The organism is Nitrospirota bacterium, assembly GCA_023229435.1.
GTDB lineage: Bacteria > Nitrospirota > UBA9217 > UBA9217 > UBA9217 > JALNZF01.
The window spans coordinates 1-17928 of the sequence record JALNZF010000013.1; the positions used below are offsets into that span (position 1 = coordinate 1).

At 54.7% G+C, this 17928-nt stretch carries 18 protein-coding genes; 7 read left to right on the forward strand and 11 right to left on the reverse strand.

The window, feature by feature from the left end; genetic code table 11:
- Positions 1 to 273 precede the first annotated feature (273 nt).
- The 9 genes from M0R70_09880 to M0R70_09920 form a co-directional block, all read right to left on the reverse strand.
- The gene (locus M0R70_09880; GenBank protein MCK9419675.1) at positions 274 to 1377 is read right to left on the reverse strand and encodes a HigA family addiction module antitoxin; all 1104 of its coding nucleotides are present in this window, start codon (positions 1375 to 1377) and stop codon (positions 274 to 276) included.
- Positions 1370 to 1708 (reverse strand): killer suppression protein, encoded by a 339-nt coding sequence (locus M0R70_09885; protein ID MCK9419676.1) that lies wholly within the window; start codon positions 1706 to 1708, stop codon positions 1370 to 1372. The genes M0R70_09880 and M0R70_09885 overlap by 8 nt, the downstream gene beginning before the upstream one ends.
- 183 nt (positions 1709 to 1891) lie before the next feature.
- Positions 1892 to 3991, reverse strand: a complete 2100-nt coding sequence (gene priA, locus M0R70_09890; protein MCK9419677.1) for a primosomal protein N' — start codon at positions 3989 to 3991, stop codon at positions 1892 to 1894.
- A gap of 92 nt (positions 3992 to 4083) precedes the next feature.
- On the reverse strand, positions 4084 to 4635 hold the full coding sequence (gene nrdR, locus M0R70_09895) for a transcriptional regulator NrdR (GenBank protein ID MCK9419678.1): 552 nt from the start codon (positions 4633 to 4635) through the stop codon (positions 4084 to 4086).
- Between the two features lie 51 nt (positions 4636 to 4686).
- Positions 4687 to 5181, reverse strand: coding sequence for a cytidine/deoxycytidylate deaminase family protein (locus M0R70_09900; protein MCK9419679.1), 495 nt, complete (start codon positions 5179 to 5181; stop codon positions 4687 to 4689).
- A 163-nt stretch (positions 5182 to 5344) separates the two neighbouring features.
- Complete coding sequence (locus tag M0R70_09905) at positions 5345 to 6598, reverse strand: serine hydroxymethyltransferase (GenBank protein ID MCK9419680.1); 1254 nt, start codon at positions 6596 to 6598, stop codon at positions 5345 to 5347.
- 193 nt (positions 6599 to 6791) lie between these two features.
- Positions 6792 to 7220: a ribose 5-phosphate isomerase B gene (rpiB, locus tag M0R70_09910; GenBank protein MCK9419681.1), complete on the reverse strand. Its 429-nt coding sequence runs from the start codon at positions 7218 to 7220 to the stop codon at positions 6792 to 6794.
- Positions 7221 to 7471: 251 nt separating this feature from the next.
- Entirely contained in the window at positions 7472 to 8215 is a 744-nt protein-coding gene (locus M0R70_09915) for a 16S rRNA (uracil(1498)-N(3))-methyltransferase (GenBank protein ID MCK9419682.1), read from the reverse strand.
- A 174-nt stretch (positions 8216 to 8389) separates the two neighbouring features.
- Positions 8390 to 9916 (reverse strand): poly(A) polymerase, encoded by a 1527-nt coding sequence (locus tag M0R70_09920; protein MCK9419683.1) that lies wholly within the window; start codon positions 9914 to 9916, stop codon positions 8390 to 8392.
- Positions 9917 to 10107: 191 nt separating this feature from the next.
- Between M0R70_09920 and M0R70_09925 the strand changes: the two genes are divergently transcribed.
- From M0R70_09925 to M0R70_09940, 4 genes are all read left to right on the forward strand, one after another.
- Positions 10108 to 11831, forward strand: a protein-coding gene (locus M0R70_09925) for an ISKra4 family transposase (protein MCK9419684.1) whose coding sequence is annotated in 2 segments (ribosomal slippage) — positions 10108 to 10483 and positions 10483 to 11831 — 1725 coding nt in all. Because the reading frame shifts where the segments join, the coding sequence is not laid out codon by codon here.
- A gap of 82 nt (positions 11832 to 11913) precedes the next feature.
- A complete protein-coding gene (locus M0R70_09930) occupies positions 11914 to 12663 on the forward strand; it encodes a hypothetical protein (GenBank protein ID MCK9419685.1) in 750 nt (249 codons plus the stop codon).
- Positions 12656 to 13429, forward strand: coding sequence for a TPM domain-containing protein (locus M0R70_09935; protein ID MCK9419686.1), 774 nt, complete (start codon positions 12656 to 12658; stop codon positions 13427 to 13429). Before M0R70_09930 ends, M0R70_09935 begins: the two co-directional genes overlap by 8 nt.
- A 78-nt stretch (positions 13430 to 13507) precedes the next feature.
- Positions 13508 to 14086, forward strand: a complete 579-nt coding sequence (locus M0R70_09940; GenBank protein ID MCK9419687.1) for a LemA family protein — start codon at positions 13508 to 13510, stop codon at positions 14084 to 14086.
- A gap of 141 nt (positions 14087 to 14227) precedes the next feature.
- On the opposite strand, the gene M0R70_09945 is transcribed toward M0R70_09940, so the two are convergent.
- Positions 14228 to 14785, reverse strand: a complete 558-nt coding sequence (locus tag M0R70_09945; protein ID MCK9419688.1) for a hydrolase — start codon at positions 14783 to 14785, stop codon at positions 14228 to 14230.
- Positions 14786 to 15338: 553 nt separating this feature from the next.
- On the opposite strand from M0R70_09945, the gene M0R70_09950 reads away from it, so the two are divergent.
- On the forward strand, positions 15339 to 15989 hold the full coding sequence (locus M0R70_09950; GenBank protein MCK9419689.1) for a sigma-70 family RNA polymerase sigma factor: 651 nt from the start codon (positions 15339 to 15341) through the stop codon (positions 15987 to 15989).
- Positions 15989 to 17059, forward strand: a complete 1071-nt coding sequence (locus tag M0R70_09955; GenBank protein ID MCK9419690.1) for a DUF2275 domain-containing protein — start codon at positions 15989 to 15991, stop codon at positions 17057 to 17059. The genes M0R70_09950 and M0R70_09955 overlap by 1 nt, the downstream gene beginning before the upstream one ends.
- A gap of 63 nt (positions 17060 to 17122) precedes the next feature.
- Here M0R70_09955 and M0R70_09960 read toward each other — a convergent pair whose 3' ends face one another.
- Positions 17123 to 17602 carry a hypothetical protein gene (locus M0R70_09960; GenBank protein MCK9419691.1) on the reverse strand — a complete coding sequence of 160 codons (480 nt, stop codon included), beginning with the start codon at positions 17600 to 17602 and terminating at the stop codon, positions 17123 to 17125.
- Between the two features lie 83 nt (positions 17603 to 17685).
- Between M0R70_09960 and M0R70_09965 the strand changes: the two genes are divergently transcribed.
- Positions 17686 to 17874 (forward strand): hypothetical protein, encoded by a 189-nt coding sequence (locus tag M0R70_09965; protein MCK9419692.1) that lies wholly within the window; start codon positions 17686 to 17688, stop codon positions 17872 to 17874.
- Positions 17875 to 17928: the final 54 nt, after the last annotated feature.

Below are 17928 nucleotides of genomic sequence, written 5' to 3' on the forward strand. Positions count from 1 at the left end.
TGTAGATCTAATCCAGTGTACAATTTCATACAGCACCTCCAAGGTTAGATTGGACTCTTTCCTTGAAGCATACCAGAGTGCCGATGCGCTCTGGTATGCTGAGGTGCCTTCATATGATTATCAGGTCCTTTGTTATGGTATTCAGCCGCACCCGCAAAGGGTCAGGTCCTTTGTTATGGTATTCAGCCGCGATTGCATCAGGAAAGAAAATATCCGGTGTCAGACTTCAAAATTTGTATTTGTCTTGATAAAAACTTTTATCCATTACTATTCTTAGCGCATCGTATCGGCATGTGTGAACCGAAAATGTGTTTTCAAGCTGTTGCCCTTGCTGAAATGGATCGCATTGTCGTGCTGCAACCTGCCCACCACAATGCCGGAAGCAATGCCGATCTTTTTTGCGAACCGGTTTATGGATGCATTATCTAAACTTCCGCCGGACAAAAAAGCCTTATATTCTCCGGCGGGAATGAGAACATCCTGGGCAAAACGGTCCGCTTCCTGCTCCGCCTTGCTCTCATGCTTATCCTTTTCCTCGATAAAAACCTCTCGTTTGCCGTGATAGAGAATGTGGCCCGCTTCATGGAAAAAGGTGAACCAGAGATGATCGTCGCTCTTTCCCCGAAGGCTGAGCTGGATCAGGGCCTTGCCCGGATTCAGCCAGCGAGTAACCCCATATACGCGTGTACCGGGAAGCTCAGGCACGAACGTCACCGCGACCCCAGCCTCGGCGCAAAGCTTTACCATCTCAGGTGTGAAGGTCTCCGGCGGTTTGTTCGTCAATGTCCTGATTTTATTAAGTGCGCCTTCAAATACCGCTGCGTCATGGGGCTTGGACTGGATCGCGGCAGCATCGATCTCGCCTTTTCGGAGCCATGCCGCCGTCGCAAACGGGCTGCTCTTGAAAGCCTCTGACTTTCGATATGCCGCCTGCGGACTCGTCCAGACAGCCTTCCATTCCTCGATTCCCGCAACGCCGAAGAAATTCAGCAGGACCTGCAGTTGTTTCAACTTTTCGTCTTCCTTCGAGATCCAGCCGAGTTTAACCAGTTGTGTGATCGGAAAGTTCTTAAGCCATGCCACCTGAGCTTGGAGGTGTTCTTCCTCCCTTATGCGAGCGTGTGCTTCCTGATAGTTCCTCTCCAGGTTGTTCCAGAATGAAGCCGGAATGCCAAGAACACGCTCGAGCTGAAGAGCGGTCTCCGCAGTAATAGCCGCCTTTGCTGTAATAATCTCGCTGATGGTCTTTTTCGGCCTGCCAGTGCGCTCCGCCAGTTCCGCCTGGCTCATGCCATATGCCTCAATGGTCTCGCGCAGGGTCTCTCCCGGTGGTATAGCGTAGTTCGGCCTATAAGAGCTTTGGATTTTATTACTCATGGGTATCAGTTACCTCAAGGATTTTTACTTTCGTTATTTTTTGCCAGTCTAGCCCCCCATCCTTCTTGCATGGCGGGTCGTCATAATCAGGGGCAATCAGCAGGCGGTAAGGGTACTTCACATCGAGTGAAATCTGCCCGAAACGGTTCCCTTTCAACTCGTGGGCCCGGATCTGGGGCAGCGCGCGCAGAGTTTCAAGCTGTTCCACCGCAGCCAGTTCCGTAAGTCTTCGGGCTATCAGCTTCGCCTGCTCAGGCCCATATCGACGCGTGAGGGCCTTCAGGTCATTGCATTCCTTTTCGAGTTTTCGGTTATGAAAGGATATTAGCATGTGCCGGCATTGCTGTCAATATAAATAACCCCAAGGGTTAATAGCAATAATGCTTTTTAAGTTCTCAATTCAAGCATTTCTGTGGAGCAATTTGAGGATACTATAAAGAGACGATCAAAGTAAAGCTGAAAGAAGGGAAGAGTTGAAGCCAAAAAAAGCGGAAAAGGCTCAAGCATCAGGCCACTACATCAAATTCACCGGGTCCACATCCACGATCACCTTGACCCTCCTGCCGTACTTCTCCTCCACCGCGTTCCTTCCCTCGATCGCAAGGGACCGGATCTTGTCCCGTTTTTGGGAGAGCAGCAGCAGATGGAACCGATACTGTCCGCGCACCCGGGAGATCGGCGCCGGGGCGGGACCAAGGAGCACCGTGTCCTTGCCGCGCATCAGACTGCGGATGCGGTTCTGCGCCGTTCTGGCCGCTTCGCCGGCAAGCGATTCCTGCGCGCCCTTGATCTCGATCTTGATGAAGCGGCCGATCGGCGGATAGCCAAGCTGCGTGCGGTACACGATCTCCTCATTGTAGAACCCTTCGTAATCGTGCGTCATGCTGTGTTGGACCGAGTAATGGTTCGGGTTCATGGTCTGGATGATCACCTCTCCTCCCAGCGCGCCCCTGCCCGCCCTGCCCGCGGCCTGGGTGACGAGCTGAAACGTCTTCTCGGCGGCGCGAAAGTCGGGCAGGTTCAACCCCACGTCGGCATCCACCACGCCGACAAGCGTCACGGCCGGGAAATCGTGTCCCTTGGCGATCATCTGCGTGCCGAGCAGAATGTCGACCTCCCGGCGGTCCACCTTGCGAAGCAACGTCTCGTAGGCCTGCCTGCCCTTGACCGAGTCGCTGTCCATCCGCAGGATGCGAGCTGCCGGGAAAAGCGCCTGCAGTTCCTCTTCGATCTTCTGCGTGCCTGATCCCAGCAGTTTCATCGTAAGGCCCGAACAGGCCGGACACGTGTCCGGCGGCCGGGTGAGGAAACCGCAATAGTGGCATTTCAGCGTCCGCTCCGCTTTATGGAACGTGAGGGACACGCTGCAGCTCGGGCATTTGACGGCAATGCCGCAGTCGCCGCAGATAAGAACGGAAGAAAATCCACGGCGGTTCAGCAGCAGAAGAGACTGTTCGTTCCGGGCGAGCCGCTGCGTGATATGTTCGATGAGCAGGGGCGAATAGAGCGAAGTCCTCGGCAGGGTCTTTACGTCGATGACCGTAACCGCGGGCATGGGGCGGTGGTCCACGCGATCAGCCAGGTGGAGATACTGGTATTTGCCCGATCGAGCGTTGTAATAGCTTTCAAGGGACGGCGTCGCGGAACCGAGGACCGCGACAGCGTCCAGAAGCTTCGCGCGCATGATCGCGACGTCACGCGCGCTGTACCGGAGACCTTCATCCTGCTTGTACGAGTTCTCATGCTCTTCGTCCACGATGATGAGCCCGATGCTTTTAAAAGGCGCAAATACTGCCGAGCGCGCGCCGATGGCCACGTCCACCTGTCCGGCCTGGATGCGGCGGTATTCGTCGGCCCGCTCGCGGTCCGTCAGCCCGCTGTGCAATACCGCCACCCGGTCGCCGAAGCGTCCCTTGAACCGGGCAAGCAGCTGCGGCGTGAGCGCGATCTCCGGCACCAGCACAATGGCCCCTTTTCCCGTGTCAGCGAGCCCGCTGATGGCGTGAAGATAAACCTCGGTCTTGCCGCTCCCGGTCACGCCGTGCAGGAGAAATACGTTGAACGATTTGCCGGCGACCGACTCGTTGATCCGGCGCACGGCCTCGGACTGAGCGGGCATAAGCCCGGGCGGCACGCTCGGACTGAACTCCCCGGCGTCCGGCTTTTCATCCGCTTCCTTCTCGATGATCGTCGCGATCTTTGCGTCGCACAAGGACCTGATGGTGGCCGGAGAATAATCATCCAGGTCATCCATGCCCATGATCTGCCGATCGCACAGGAGTAGCAGAAGCGCTCTCTGCTTCGGCCCGCGGACAGACCCCATATCGTGGTCACCCGCAACGATCTGCAAGTATCGTTTCTTCTTCGGTTTTGCGCGCGACAGGGCCTTCGGCACGAGCGCTTCGATGGTCTGGCCAAGAGGATGCAGGTAATAGTCGGACATCCAGCGGGCAAGGGCAAAAAGTTCGGTCGGAAGCGGGTTGTCGAGCACCTCGATCACGGTCTTGAGACCCGCGACTTCGGCCTTGCCGGGGAAGCCGATGACCGTCCCCGTGATGCGCCTGCTCCCGAACGGCACGAGCACACGCGAGCCCGGGACAAGGCGTCCCCGCATCTCCTGCGGCACTCGATAGTGAAATGTCTTATGAACAGCGACGCCGACAGCTATATCTACGACAGGGTCGGGCATAGGGTTAGGAAGGGGGTTCAAGAACCCAGGGGGAGGACCAATTTTTCAGGTTTTTGTTTATTTTCTTCCGCCTTCTGCGGTTTTTCCGTGACCACGTCCTTGACATCCTTCATTTCCTTGTTGCTCAGGATGTCCTTCAGTTCGCTCATGAACTCGTTGATGTCACGGAAAGACCGGTAGACGGAGGCGAAGCGGACATAGGCAACCTCGTCAAGCTTGTGCAGACGTTCCATCACTTCCTCGCCCACCATCGTGCTCGGAAGCTCCTTGAGCCCCTTTTCCTGGAGAGCTTTCTCGATCTCTTCAACGGTCCGCTCGAGCATCTCCATGCTGATGGGCCTTTTTTCGCAGGCCTTCTTGAGGCCGTTCAGGATCTTCAGGCGGTCAAAGGGCTCGCGCCGGCCGTCCTTCTTTATGACCGAGGGAAGCACTTCCTCTACCCGCTCGTAGGTGGTGAACCGCCCCTCGCACTTGAGGCACTCGCGCCGCCTGCGGATGGATTCGCCTTCTTTTCCCATCCGGGAGTCAACGACCTTGTTATCGAGGCTGGAACAGTAGGGACAACGCATAGGACCCTTCAGAAATATCGATGGACGATGGATGACCGCTCGCGCCGCTCGCTAGGACGATGGACGTATTTTTTTCTCGTCCCTCGTCCCTCGTCCGTCGTCCTTCTTGTATTGCGTGATTTCTAAGCCTGACTCTTTCAGCATCTCTTCGGCGAGTTTGTCCGGATACCCGTCCTCGAAGATAATGTGCTTGACGCCCGAGTTGATGATCATCTTGGCGCAGATACCGCACGGCTGGTTCGTACAGTAGAGCGTGGCGCCATCGATGTTCGTCCCGTGCCTGGCGGCCTGAATGATGGCATTCTGCTCCGCATGCAGACCGCGGCAGATCTCGTGCCGCTCGCCCGAGGGGATGCCCATCTGCTCGCGCAGACACCCGCGATCGAGACAATGCTCGATGCCCGACGGGGCGCCGTTGTAGCCCGTGGCGAGAATGTTCTTGTCCTTCACGAGCACGGCCCCGACCTGGCGGCGGAGACAGGTGGCCCGCTTCTTCACCAGGTGCGCGATCTCCATGAAATATTCGTCCCAGGTTGGTCTTGTCATAAGGCGTCCATTGGAAATTGAAAGTTGAAAATTGGAAATTGGAAATTTCTGAAAAATGGAGCAGCCCTATTATTCAATCTCAAATCTCCAATTTACCCGTGCCCAGCGCTTACGAGTGCCCGCGCGAGTGCAGGGTGCAATCTTCAATTTCCAATGAGGTGTTCTACACTCCCACGCTCTCTCCCGCGAATAGCGGGAACTTACTGCAGAATGCCTTCGTCCGCGCCTTGATCGCGGCCAGCTTTTCCGGGGACTTTCCATTGGCGAGAACTTCACAGATGAGATTGCCGATAAACTTCATCTCCGGTTCGCGCATGCCGCGCGTGGTTACGATCGGCGTGCCGAGCCGGATGCCGCTCGTAACCACGGGCGACTTCTGGTCATAGGGTATGCTGTTCTTGTTCACCGTGATCCCGGCGGCATCGAGCGCGATCTCGGCGTCCTGCCCGGTAATGTCCTTGGGCGACAGATCAACGAGCATCAGATGGTTGTCCGTGCCGCCGGAAACGATACGGAACCCGTCAGCCACGAGCACCTCGGAAAGGGCGCGGGCGTTCTTCACTACCTGTTGCTGGTAGTCCTTAAACTCGGGTTTGAGCGCCTCTTTGAATGAAACGGCCTTGGCAGCGATCACGTGTACCAGCGGGCCGCCCTGGGTGCCGGGAAAGATGGCCTTGTCCACGGCCTTGCCGAACTTTTCCTTGCACATGATCATTCCGCCGCGCGGACCTCTGAGCGTTTTGTGGGTCGTGGTCGTGACAAAATCCGCGTACGGCGCCGGGTTCGGATGCTCTCCCGCGGCTACCAACCCTGCTATGTGAGCAATATCGGCCATGAGATAAGCGCCGACCTTGTCCGCGATCTTTCGGAACCGCGCGAAGTCGATGATTCTCGAATACGCGCTGTACCCGCATACGATCATCCTGGGTATGTGCTCCACCGCAAGCCGCTCCACTTCATCATAGTTGATCAACTCGGTCTTTTTGTCCACTCCGTAGGCAAAGGACTTGTAGAGCGTTCCCGAGAAACTCACGCTGGCCCCGTGGGTCAGGTGGCCGCCGTGGGCGAGCCCCATGCCGAGGATTTTGTCTCCGGGCTTGAGCACGCTGTAGTAGGCCGCCATGTTCGCCGAGGAGCCGGAGTGGGGCTGGACGTTCACGTACTCCGCACCGAAAAGCTGCTTTGCCCGCTCGATGGCGAGAAATTCCACGACGTCGGCATATTCGCACCCGCCGTAATAGCGCCGGTTCGGATATCCCTCAGCGTACTTGTTCGTGAACACCGAGCCTTGCGCTTCGAGCACCGCCCGGCTCACATAATTTTCCGACGCGATGAGGACGATCTTGGAAAGCTCTCGCTCCTCCTCGCCTTTGATCGCCTGGTAGACCTCGGGGTCCTGCTGTTTCAATTCTGACATGCTATTGTCCTTTTAACTTTTATCTACTCAAATCAAAATCTGTTAGCCGCGAAAGAACCCCCGATAAGACATTTCGAGGGCAGGCTCCAGGAACGCAGAGAGCTTTTACCAATGAACTACATGAACTTGCGGCTTCTTCTTTGAGATCTTTGCGTTCTTTTGCGGCCAACCTGAGCAGTGACTTTAAATTTATCTATTTTATCTTATCCAGTCGCAGTTGATGCCGGCCGCCTTCGAACTCCGTTTCGAGCCACGTCTTCACGATCTCGAGCGCAACGCCCTTGCCGATGACGCGTTCGCCCATGACCAAAACATTTGCGTCATTGTGCAGCCGGCTCATCCGCGCTGTGAAGTGGTCATGGCAAAGCGCTGCCCGCACCTTCGGATACCGGTTGGCCGTGATCGACATGCCGATGCCCGTGCCGCAGATCAGGATGCCGCGATCAACCGCCTTGTTCGATACGGCCTCGGAGACCTTTTTCCCGTAGTCCGGATAGTCCACGGAGTCCTTCGTTGCCGTGCCGAAATCCGAGACCTCGACCGTCTTGACCGTCTGGAGGTATTTAATGACCTCTTGCTTTAGTTCAAAGCCGCCGTGATCCGCACCGATCGCCAGTTTCATGATAGAATCCGTCCTTTTCGTAGACGCTGATATTAACATCTCAGCTGTTTTAGTGTCAAGGAAAATACCGGATGACGACAAGCTGTTTTACATGAGCCTCATCGGTAATTTAGCGCCTAGCAGGTTGCTGAAAAACGTTCCGTTTACCCTTCGACAGGCTCAGGGCGAACGGAACGGGCATTGAAATTGTTGTTCCTTATCCGTTCGTGGTGAGCTTGTCGAACCACTCTAATGACTTTTTCAGCAACCTGCTAGGAATTGTCGCTCGTTTCATAAAGGATCATGCTCAGCACCGCCATGGCCGCCGTCTCGGTGCGCAGGATGTTCTGCCCCAGGCTCACGAGAGAGAAACCCCTTTCTTTTGCCATCTCCGCCTCGTGCGCGGAAAACCCGCCTTCGGGGCCGATGAGAACGACGACGTTCTTGATGCCGGGATTCGCACGAAGGATTTCCTTAATAGGGACAGTACCTTCTTCCCAGGGGAGAAGGAGCAGGGTTCGGGGTTCAGGGTTCAGGGGCCGAAGAAAATCAGAGAATGATACTATTCGACCGACCTGTGGTATGTCCGGTCTGTTGCACTGCATCGCGGCTTCGCGGCAGATCTTCTGCCACCGCGAAACACGTTTCTCTTCATCCTTGATTTTTACGATGGTCCGTTCGGTCACGAGCGGGACGATTGTCGCAACGCCAAGTTCCGTGGCCTTCTGCACGATCCAGTCCATCTTGTCGGACTTGGGCAGCCCCTGGCCAAGGATGATGAGGGGTTCACGGATCTCCCGCTTCGATCGGGCCTTCACGTCGGTTGTGATATCGGACTTGGTGACCTGCGCTATGTTCACTGAATACTCGGTGCCCTTGCCGTCGCACAGCAGAAGCTCGTCGCCTGTCTTCATGCGAAGGACCTTCACGATATGACTCACGTCCTCGCCGGAGACGGTGATACTCTGGCCACTGACCTGATTGGGAGATATGAAAAAACGGGGTGGTTTTGGCATGATGTCTTTCTCACCACGGAATGGCACAGATGAACACGGAAAAGATGAAAATTCTAACATCTACTTCTTTAATTAGGAGAAATGGAGAAAACGACGGGGAAATGGGGATACCTTCTTAGTTGTTTATATCTCCCTTTCTCTACTTCCCCCTTTCTCCTTAAGCCTTTCATGCTTTTAGGTCTTCGGCTTCGGTGCTTCGGTCCGTGGTTTGCCGCCCCTTCGCCGCCTTCGCCGCGTTGGTTTCGCTTTTTTCTCGGCGCTTATGAGTATCTCTTTTTTTTCATCCTTTGAGAGCGGATTCGTTTTGATGAATTCTTTCCACCAGGCGCGGAGTTCCTTGTGCTCGCTCGTGGTCTCGCTCGTAAAACGAAAATACTCGAAAGCATCGACAAAACCGGGCCGCCGCAGAAAATAGCGGGGGTATTTCCCTTCCCGCTTTTCGAACCGCTGCTGATCCCAGTACATATCGCGCATCGACAACCCGATCTTCTTGGGGATCTGCACCCGTTGCGTCTGTTCCAGCATGATCCCGGTCACTGCTTTCGTCATGGCATCCAGCGCAGGTGCGCCTTGTCTCCTCAACTCGGCGGCTTTCCCCTCGATCACCTGTCCGAACATGAGCGCGAACAGAATATGCGGCGGTATCTGCCTGCCAGCCTGCACGCAGGCGTCCACCCACTCGAACGCCTTGCCGATCCAGACATGCGGGAAGCCGTCGGACTCCGTGTCCACCCACTCGTTCAGACGAGGAAAGATCACGCCGAAGAGGCCTGTCTTCCTGAGGAGCTGATAGGTCTTCTCGCCCTCGCCGAGCAAAAAGAGCTTGAGGACCTCCTCGTACATCCGGGACGGAGAGGCAAGCGCCACGTGGTCTTTCAGCTCCAGCATGGCGCGATAGGTTTTCTCTTCGATCTCGAACCCAAGCAGGGCCGCGAACCGCACCGCACGGACCATGCGCACGGGGTCCTCGGTGAACCGTACCAGGGGATCACCGATGATGCGGATGAGCCCGCGTTCGAGGTCCTGCATCCCGCCCACGTAGTCGATGACGGAGAAGTCGGCAATATTGTAAAACATCGCGTTTACGGTGAAGTCTCGCCTGAGGGCGTCTTCTTCCGGCGTGCCGAAGACATTGTCCCTGAGGATCATACCGCCCTCGGTCTTGAGCATGCGCGGCGGCTTGGGCCTGACTGGGACCGTCGTCTGTGTCCCGGAAGTTACAATCCCTGAATCTTTCACCACAGAGGCCTGCCCTGAGCCCTGCCGAAGGGACGCAGAGGAAATCATTGGTAGTGGAATATTGCCCTCACTCTGATCTGACACGGATGATTGTATAACCTGTGGCTGTTCAGGATGCAAAGCCACCTCCCCTTCAACGGGCTCATCGGACACCATGGACCGGAACGTCGCGACCTCGATGATCTCGTCATGAAAATGGACATGGGCGAGCCGGAACCTGCGGCCGATGAGCCGGCAGTTGCGGAAGGTCTTCTTGAGCTCGCCCGGCGTGGCGTTCGTGGCGATGTCGAAATCCTTGGGCTCGCGGCCGAGCAGCAGGTCGCGCACGCCGCCGCCCACCAGGTAGGCGAAATACCCATGCTCTTTCAGCTTGTAGAGGACCCGCACGGCATTGCGGCTGATCCAATCGCGGGAGATGGCATGTTTGGAACGCGGAATGATAGTAGGTTTAATAGGACTCACGGGTTGGTATAATAGCACACAGTGGCGGGCAAGGTAAAGAGGGAATCCGATATTTTTACCCGGACCTGCCTCAATTTCAATACGGTTCAATGAGAATGGGTCTGCGACATATCTATAGGTGGAATTGACAAAAAAGGCAAAATGCCCTATAATCTGGTAGCTCATTAAGCATCCAGATAAAAGGAGGGCATATGCCGGAATCTTTGTCAGAGTTGGAACGGAGACGAGACGGTCTTTATGAGAGAGTGAAAGCACTTGGTGATTTCAGACGGGGCAGTATCGCGGTCAATTATCGCAAATGCGGCAAGCCAAATTGTATATGTGCCCAGAAGGGACATCCAGGCCACGGGCCGCGATATTTGTGGTCAACAACGATCAAGGGAAAGAGTTACACAAGAAACATCCAGCTTGGCGCTGAGATGAAAAAGTATGAAGAAGAGCTCGCCCGATATCAAACGTATATGACGCTCTGCAATGAGCTTCTTGAGGTGAGCGAGCAGATTTGCGATGTGCGGCCTATTGTTCCGCTTCGGGACGAGACGGAGTTGACGGAACTCAAAAAAAAATTGCGGAAGAAATTCAAAGGGAAGTACAAAACGAAATAGATCGTTTTGTTTCTCAGTATCGGCGCGAGCAGTCCGCCACCGGCGGTTTCGACCTGGAGTCCTTCGAGTTGGGCATTCGCTCTGCCATGCATGGGATTGGCGGCAAGATGCTGGAGATGCTGATCAATGCCGATGGAGGCGATTACCGCGGCAAGACTATCCTGTGCGAAAAAGGACATGTCTGCGAGTTCGAGGGGTATCGGACCAAAACCCTGTTGACGGTTCTTGCCCCCGTGTCCGTGAATCGCGCGTACTATTCCGATAAGGAATGTGAAAGCGGCTTTTGTCCGAAGGATCGGTCGCTGGATATCGAAGGAACCTCGTACAGTTCCGGGGTGCGCCGGATGATGAGCAAGGTAGGCTCCTACCGCCCGTTCGATCCAGGTCATGAAGATTTGTACGAATTGGCTGGCATCCGAGTGACTGCCAAGGAGGTCGAACGAGTTTCCGAGCGGGTCGGACAGCAGGTAGAGGAGTATCACGCCGCGCAAGGTGAAGCCGCCCTGTCCGACAATGTTGTCCCTATAAAGCCGGTCCTCCGGCTATATGTCTGCATGGACGGCACGGGAGTGCCTGTGATCAAAAGAGAAACCGAGGGCAGGCAGGGCAAGGGTGAAGACGGGCAGGCAAAAACAAGAGAGGTCAAACTGGGGTGCGTTTTCACCCAAACCTCCGTGGACAAAGAAGGATGTCCGATCCGAGATGAAGCTTCCACCAGTTATACCGGAGCGATTGAGACGGCGGAGACGTTTGGATGGAGGCTCTATAAAGAGGCGAAGCGGCGCGATATGGACCGGGCACGGGACGTTGTAGTGCTCGGAGACGGCGCGCTTTGGATATGGAATATCGCTGACGAGCACTTTCCCGGAGCCCGGAAGATCGTCGATCTGTACCATGCCCGCGAGCATTACGGAAATGTCGCCAAAGCATGTCTTGGACAGCAAAAAGACAAGATGTACCAATGGATGGATAACCGCCGCGTTGAGTTGGATGAAGGGAAGGTGGAAGACCTTATCATCGCAATCAATCAAATCTCGGTCCAGTCCGGCGCTCACAAAGACCTTTGCCACCGGGAGATGGGCTATTTTGAGAAAAACAAAGAACGGATGCGGTACGCTGAATTCAGAAGGCTCGGTCTTTTTGTCGGATCCGGTGTGCTTGAAGCTGGATGTCGTTCGGTTATAGGACAGCGGCTGAAGCAATCAGGAATGCATTGGACGGTCGAAGGAGCAAATAAGATAATCGCCCTTCGATGCAGCATCATGAGCAACCGTTGGGAGGAGTTCTGGGAACAGCGGGCGTGCGCTTGACAGCTTACCGACAAATTTGTCGCACACCCATGAGAATTCGCTCCATTGTGAAGAACGTCTTTCTATGGTATACTGCACCACTATGATGAATAATCTCAACATTATTGGACTGAACCCCTCGGTCGCAGGGAAGATCACACCGATGATCGAAGACCTGCTCAGGGAGCACGCATCGAACATCCATTCATTTCACCTCGTGGGCAGCGCCGTGATCCCGGACTACAACGAGAAGCTTTCGGACATCAATTCCGTGATCGTACTCAAAAAGATGGACCTGCGGTTCCTCACCTTTCTCGCGCCGCTCGGAAAGAAATACGGCAGGAAGCGGATCGCCGCGCCGCTTGTGATGACTCCGGAGTACATCGAAACGTCGCTCGACGCATTCCCCGTCGAGTTTCTGGACTTCAAGCTCATCCACAAGACCGTCTATGGGAGCGACCTTCTGCAGGACCTGCGGATCGACATGCCGCACCTGCGTCTCCAGTGCGAGCGCGAGATCAAAACAAAACTCATCGGCCTGAGACAGGGATACATCTCATCACTCGGAAAGAAGGAAGACATTGCCGCCGTGCTGGTACGGTCCTTCACCGGCTCCATGGCGCTCTTCCGGGCAATTATTTCACTCCTCGGCAAGGAGCCCCCGATCCCGCGAGTTGATGTCATTGCAATGCTCGGTGCCGCGACAGGGACCAATACCGATATCTTTGATAAGCTGCTCCTGCTCAAGTTGCATCTCCTCAAACCATCGGAACAGGAACTTGCATCCTTCTTCGAACGCTACTACGACACGCTCGAGTCTGCGGAAAAGATCATCAATGACCTCCATGGTTAAGAGACTCTTCATCACGGTTATTCTTCTTGCGGCCGTCTGCGCTTCCGTTGTCAGTGCCTCCACGCCGCAGCCGCCCGACATGCCCCGGGATTACGTGGTCGACCTGGCCGGCATCGTCAGAAGCGACCTGAAAAATGAGCTCAACACCTACCTCCAGGCGCTTGATCAGAAGACCACGGCCCAGGTGCTGGTGCTCACGGTACAGACCCTCGACAACCAGTCCATCGAGGAATTCGCCCTCAACACAAAGGAAAAATGGAAGCTGGGCCAGAAGGGCAAGGACAACGGGGTCCTGATCGTCGTCGCGGTGAATGACCGCAAGTACCGGATCGAGGTGGGCTACGGGCTCGAGAGCGTATTACCCGACAGCCTGGTCGGTTCGATTGGACGGGAATACTTTGTCCCCTATTTCAAAACAGGCGATTACGGCACCGGGATCTACGCGGGCACCATCGCGGTGATCAGGACTATCGCGACCCATGAAGGAGTGAGCATCACAATCGGTTCCGAGCAAGCACAACCTCGCGGGGCCTATACCCGCAAGCCCCTGAGCACAGTTAATAAGATCGTTCTGGCTGTTTTCGGCATCATTGTGTTGATCCTGTTCATAACGAATCCCCGCCTATTTTTGCTCTTACTTCTGGCCAATACAATGGGAGGGGGAAGGGGCGGCTGGTCCGGAGGAGGTGGGGGTTTCGGCGGCGGCAGCTTCGGCGGAGGGGGCGGTGGAGGAGGCGGTGGCGGTGGCGCGTCAGGAGGATGGTAAAAAACAGCAATCTTAGACAGGATAAGAACAAGAAGTAATCCTGTTATCCTGTCCAATTAATTCCTAAAGGAGGAGCACATGAACAGCGGATTAAAAACAGTACTCATCATTCTCGGAGTCATCGCGGTGTTTGCGATCGGGGCCATTATGTACGGCGTCGGGCAATACAACAAGGCCGTGGCCATGGATGAGCAGGTCAAGTCGCAATGGGCGCAGGTCGAGAACCAGCTCAAGCGGCGCTTCGACTTGATCCCGAACCTGGTCGAAACCGTAAAGGGTTATGCGAAGCATGAGAAGGAATTGTTCGAGAACATCGCGAACGCGCGGACGAAATATTTCCAGGCAAACTCGGTGAATGACAAGGTCCAGGCGGCAAACCAGGTTGAAGGATTTCTTTCCCGACTCCTGGTTCTGCGCGAAACCTACCCCCAGCTCAAGGCGAACGAGAACTTCCTGAAACTTCAGGACAGCCTTGAGGGCACGGAGAACCGCATCGCCGTTGAACGCATGCGGTACAATGACACGGTGAAGGTGCTCAATACGTACCGGAGAAGCGTGTTCGGAAAGTTCTTTGCTTCTTTGGCAGGCGTGAACGAGGCGCAGTATTACGAGGTCCCGCAGGCGGAGAAGGAAGCACCGAAAGTGAAATTTCAATAAAGAGATCTGACGTCAACTATCTCTCCATGATGATATCCTGAGCCTGTTGCGCACCTGATTGGCAGCAGGCTTTTTTTCGTCGTGATGCGTGTTCAGGCGTCAGGAGCTTTTCTTCCTACTTCCTACTTCTCAGTCCTCTTCTCACTTGATCCTCTTCGATATGGCCTTGAACTCCTCCGTGCCGGCAACCTTGAGAAGCTGAAACAGCACCGTCTCGGTGCAGGTCACGACGGCGCCCGCCTCGCGCATGAACTCCATCCCGATCTTCCAGTTCTCCTTGGTGCGGGAGCAGATCGCGTCCTGCACGACATGGACATTGATCCCGCCCCTCAGCAGGCCGACGCAGGTCTGGAGCACGCAGATGTGCGTTTCCATGCCCGTCAGGATGACGCTCCTTTTCTTATGCCCTTTAAGCTCCTCCAGGAACGCGGGCTGGCCGCAGCAATCGAAGGTCATCTTCTCAACCGGGCGGTAGAACGGCAGCGCCTCCCGGATCTCCGGCACGGTCGTGCCGAGCCCCCTGGGATACTGCTCAGTCACCATGACCGGCAGGTGGATCATCTTGGCGAGCTCGACCAGGTGCAGGTTGTTCCTGACGACCTTGTCCCTTTCCTTCATGACCGCCGCAAGCTTGTCCTGAATATCAACGATCAGAAGGACCGTGTCTTCCTTATCAATAATAAATTTGTCCAATGTCATAATGCGGTCCATCCTCTCTTGATAGAACCGGTATCAATAAATTGATGTTATATCTCCGCACATCCCCCTCACCCTACCCTCTCCCCTCGAGGGAGAGGATAATAGAGCATTAACGACAGAACGAGAAGAACAGATAACAATATACTTTCTTCAATAGGCCGTGGATGGTTCTTATATTCCACACTCCGCATTCCGAATTCTGCATTCGATACCGGCAGCCTGCCGGTCCTCAGACCCCTCATGAACCGCCTTCATAACCAACGGAGATTTTATCGCCTTCCACGATCACCGGCACCTTCCTCACTCCCTTTGAATACGTCAGCATTTCATCCAATTTCGCGCTATCCGTCTTCACATCATAATACGCAGCCTTATTCCCGTAGACCGACCTGGCCCTGTCGGTATGCGGTCAGCCGGATTTCCCGAAGATCATCGCCGTCTCTGCCATAGATCCTCTCCTCCAGGCGAAGTGAAATCATACGATTACCGGTGATCCTATAATATCATTTTACGGATGCAAAAGTAACTCTTTTACGATACAATCATAACCGTGATGTCAGACGGAACAAATCCACCGGCAAGATTGTCATATAGTACTGGACAGAGCAGCTCTTCTGTTTCAGATGACGATGCGGCGCTCGTATCATCTGCGCAAAAAGGCGACCTGCGCGCATTTGAACAGCTGGTGACAAAACACCAGAAAAAGATGCTCAACATCGCGTATCGACTGATCGGGGATCATGATGACGCGTGCGAGGTCGTGCAGGACGCATTTGTCTCTGCTTATAAGAACATCAGGCGGTTCCGGGGGGATGCAAAATTCACGACCTGGCTCACGACGATAACCCTGAACCTGTCGAAGAACCGGCTGAAACAGGTCAGGTCCCGGCAGGGCCATGAAGCCTTTTCCCTGAACGATCCGATCCAGACCGATGACGGCACGATGACCATGGACCCGCCGTCAAAGGAACCATCCGTATTGGAGAGAATGGAAAGGCGGGCTGTCCAGACAAGGATGCGGGACTGCATTAAGGCATTGGATGCGGATTTTCGGGAGATCCTCGTCCTTCGTGACATGCAGGAGTTCTCGTATGAAGAGATCGGGAGCATGCTCAAGGTCCGCGAGGGCACGGTCAAATCACGGCTGTTCAGGGCAAGAGATATGGTCAAGGATTGTTTGAAGCGGTTCATGGGAGAACTCTGATGGAACATAACGACATACGTCATAGACTTTCCGAATATATCGATGGGTCAGTCACGGGTGAAGAACGGGCGGCGATCGAAACGCACCTCAAGACGTGCCCGCAATGCAGCAGCGCGCTCGATGAGCTTCGGAAAACCATCGGGCATATCAAGTCCGTCGAAGAGATCGAGCCGCCTGCATGGATGACGCAGAAGATCATGGCAACCATTCGCGACGAAGCAGCGGAGAAAAAAGGCTTCTTCCACAGGTTCTTCTTCCCCCTCCGCATAAAGCTTCCGATCCAGGCCATAGCGGTCCTGTTCCTTGCCGTAACCGGGTTCTATATCTATCAGACGGCGGAAAGATTTTCTGAAGCCCCAACGCATGAACTTGCAACCCGGAACGAAGCCCCTCCAGTCGGCACTGCACAGGATAAACTTGCCAAATCTGAAAGTCCTGCGCTTCGCTCAAAGCAGGTCCCGCAAACTCCGGCGTATAAGGCTCTGGACATGAAACAGGGATACGAGACTCCTCCGCCGCCAATGCTGAAAGGCCGGGCTACGGCGCCGGTCCCCGTACCTGCACAACCGGCAGAACCGCCGATGCGGAAGAAAGATAAAGTCATGGCGGAGCAACCCACTGTCTCGCCGTACGCCGGGGCACCGTCATTGCCGCAGGAACAGACCGCGCCGGCTGCTCATGATCCGGGGCGGGACGAAGGGAGACATGAACCCGCACCCTTGAAACGACAATCCAGCGGTTTGTCGGCAGGCGAGGGATCAGGCTCAGAGAGCGCTCGTTCAGAGACCATTCTTACCGTATCGGTAAAAAATATTGACGACGCCGCGGAAGATATAGAAGCAACGATCAGGGAGTTTGACGGAACCATTATCGAGACACAACAGCTCGATAAGAAAAAAATTTATGTGTTATCGCTGGACACTTCCCATGCAAAAGATCTTGTAGAAAAACTCAAGCACATGGGAGCCATGAAAGAACAAAATCTGGTTCTGAAATCCCGGGAAAGCCGTATGGTATTCAGAATCGAACTCAACAAACGGTCTGCGCCTAAGGCGGCTGTGGGATGCTGATCTCTTCCGGCACGTCGCGCCCGCCCCGCAAAGGAAACACCCCACCCCCTGGTCTTACCCTGTCTATTGTTCTCCAGGCGGCAGGGTGTCCAATTTTGATTGGAGTTTAGTCATGGACCTTTGTGCGCGCGAACTCAACTTTGCAATTTTATTTTTTACGATCGTTTGCTGATCCGGCGTTAAGAGCGGCATTACTTCTTTCAATAACTTTGCTTGCAGGACCGTCAGATTCTCCTGGGCAGTGGTCAGCGTCCTGTAGGCTAAGCGCACTATTTTTTCATCAAGCGCATCGCCGTTCATCACGGTCAAAAGGTTCCGCCGGGCCTGAAGAACTGCCATCTTGCCGGCAATTAAATCGCGGTGACGTCCCTGCACAATATCCTCGGTCCAGTGTTTCTGCTCAGTGGTAAGATTCAGCCCTTTCAGCAAACGCCCCATATTGCCTCCGCCCCTGTTGCCGGACGCATTTGCCTCAGTTACCATGCTGCCGGCCATTATCCAGACCGCGACAGCCAGTGCCGGGAAACGATTCTGTTTTCTCATTAGCTTTCCTCCTGGGATGTTAGTTGCGTTATTAATAATGTCAGATGCTAAATAGACACCGGTTCTTGAAAAAGGTTTAATGGATGAAATGCGAGGTCAGGACAAAGGTTGACAGTATCCGTGATGTGAGCGGAGGAAAGCAGACGGACGAGAAGATGCTGAACTCGTCACCTGCCTGTAACAGATCAAAGGCATTTACCGCCGAGTTCAATATTCTCGCGCCAAAGGACCAGGCAGTGAAACTGACATACAAGGTGGGGATGAGTTACTAAGGAGTTCGGAGCTTAGCGTTCGAAGTTGGGAGTATTGAACATTCGTGGCAGTGA

Bases quoted from the DNA above. Each gene is read 5' to 3' on its own strand.
- M0R70_09880 (MCK9419675.1), bottom strand. From the start codon at position 1,377: ATGAGTAATAAAATCCAAAGCTCTTATAGGCCGAACTACGCTATACCA.
- M0R70_09885 (MCK9419676.1), bottom strand. From the start codon at position 1,708: ATGCTAATATCCTTTCATAACCGAAAACTCGAAAAGGAATGCAATGAC.
- priA (MCK9419677.1), bottom strand. From the start codon at position 3,991: ATGCGGGGACGCCTTGTCCCGGGCTCGCGTGTGCTCGTGCCGTTCGGG.
- nrdR (MCK9419678.1), bottom strand. From the start codon at position 4,635: ATGCGTTGTCCCTACTGTTCCAGCCTCGATAACAAGGTCGTTGACTCC.
- M0R70_09900 (MCK9419679.1), bottom strand. From the start codon at position 5,181: ATGACAAGACCAACCTGGGACGAATATTTCATGGAGATCGCGCACCTG.
- M0R70_09905 (MCK9419680.1), bottom strand. From the start codon at position 6,598: ATGTCAGAATTGAAACAGCAGGACCCCGAGGTCTACCAGGCGATCAAA.
- rpiB (MCK9419681.1), bottom strand. From the start codon at position 7,220: ATGAAACTGGCGATCGGTGCGGATCACGGCGGCTTTGAACTAAAGCAA.
- M0R70_09915 (MCK9419682.1), bottom strand. From the start codon at position 8,215: ATGCCAAAACCACCCCGTTTTTTCATATCTCCCAATCAGGTCAGTGGC.
- M0R70_09930 (MCK9419685.1), top strand. From the start codon at position 11,914: ATGATGAATAATCTCAACATTATTGGACTGAACCCCTCGGTCGCAGGG.
- M0R70_09935 (MCK9419686.1), top strand. From the start codon at position 12,656: ATGGTTAAGAGACTCTTCATCACGGTTATTCTTCTTGCGGCCGTCTGC.
- M0R70_09940 (MCK9419687.1), top strand. From the start codon at position 13,508: ATGAACAGCGGATTAAAAACAGTACTCATCATTCTCGGAGTCATCGCG.
- M0R70_09945 (MCK9419688.1), bottom strand. From the start codon at position 14,785: ATGACATTGGACAAATTTATTATTGATAAGGAAGACACGGTCCTTCTG.
- M0R70_09950 (MCK9419689.1), top strand. From the start codon at position 15,339: ATGTCAGACGGAACAAATCCACCGGCAAGATTGTCATATAGTACTGGA.
- M0R70_09955 (MCK9419690.1), top strand. From the start codon at position 15,989: ATGGAACATAACGACATACGTCATAGACTTTCCGAATATATCGATGGG.
- M0R70_09960 (MCK9419691.1), bottom strand. From the start codon at position 17,602: ATGAGAAAACAGAATCGTTTCCCGGCACTGGCTGTCGCGGTCTGGATA.
- M0R70_09965 (MCK9419692.1), top strand. From the start codon at position 17,686: ATGAAATGCGAGGTCAGGACAAAGGTTGACAGTATCCGTGATGTGAGC.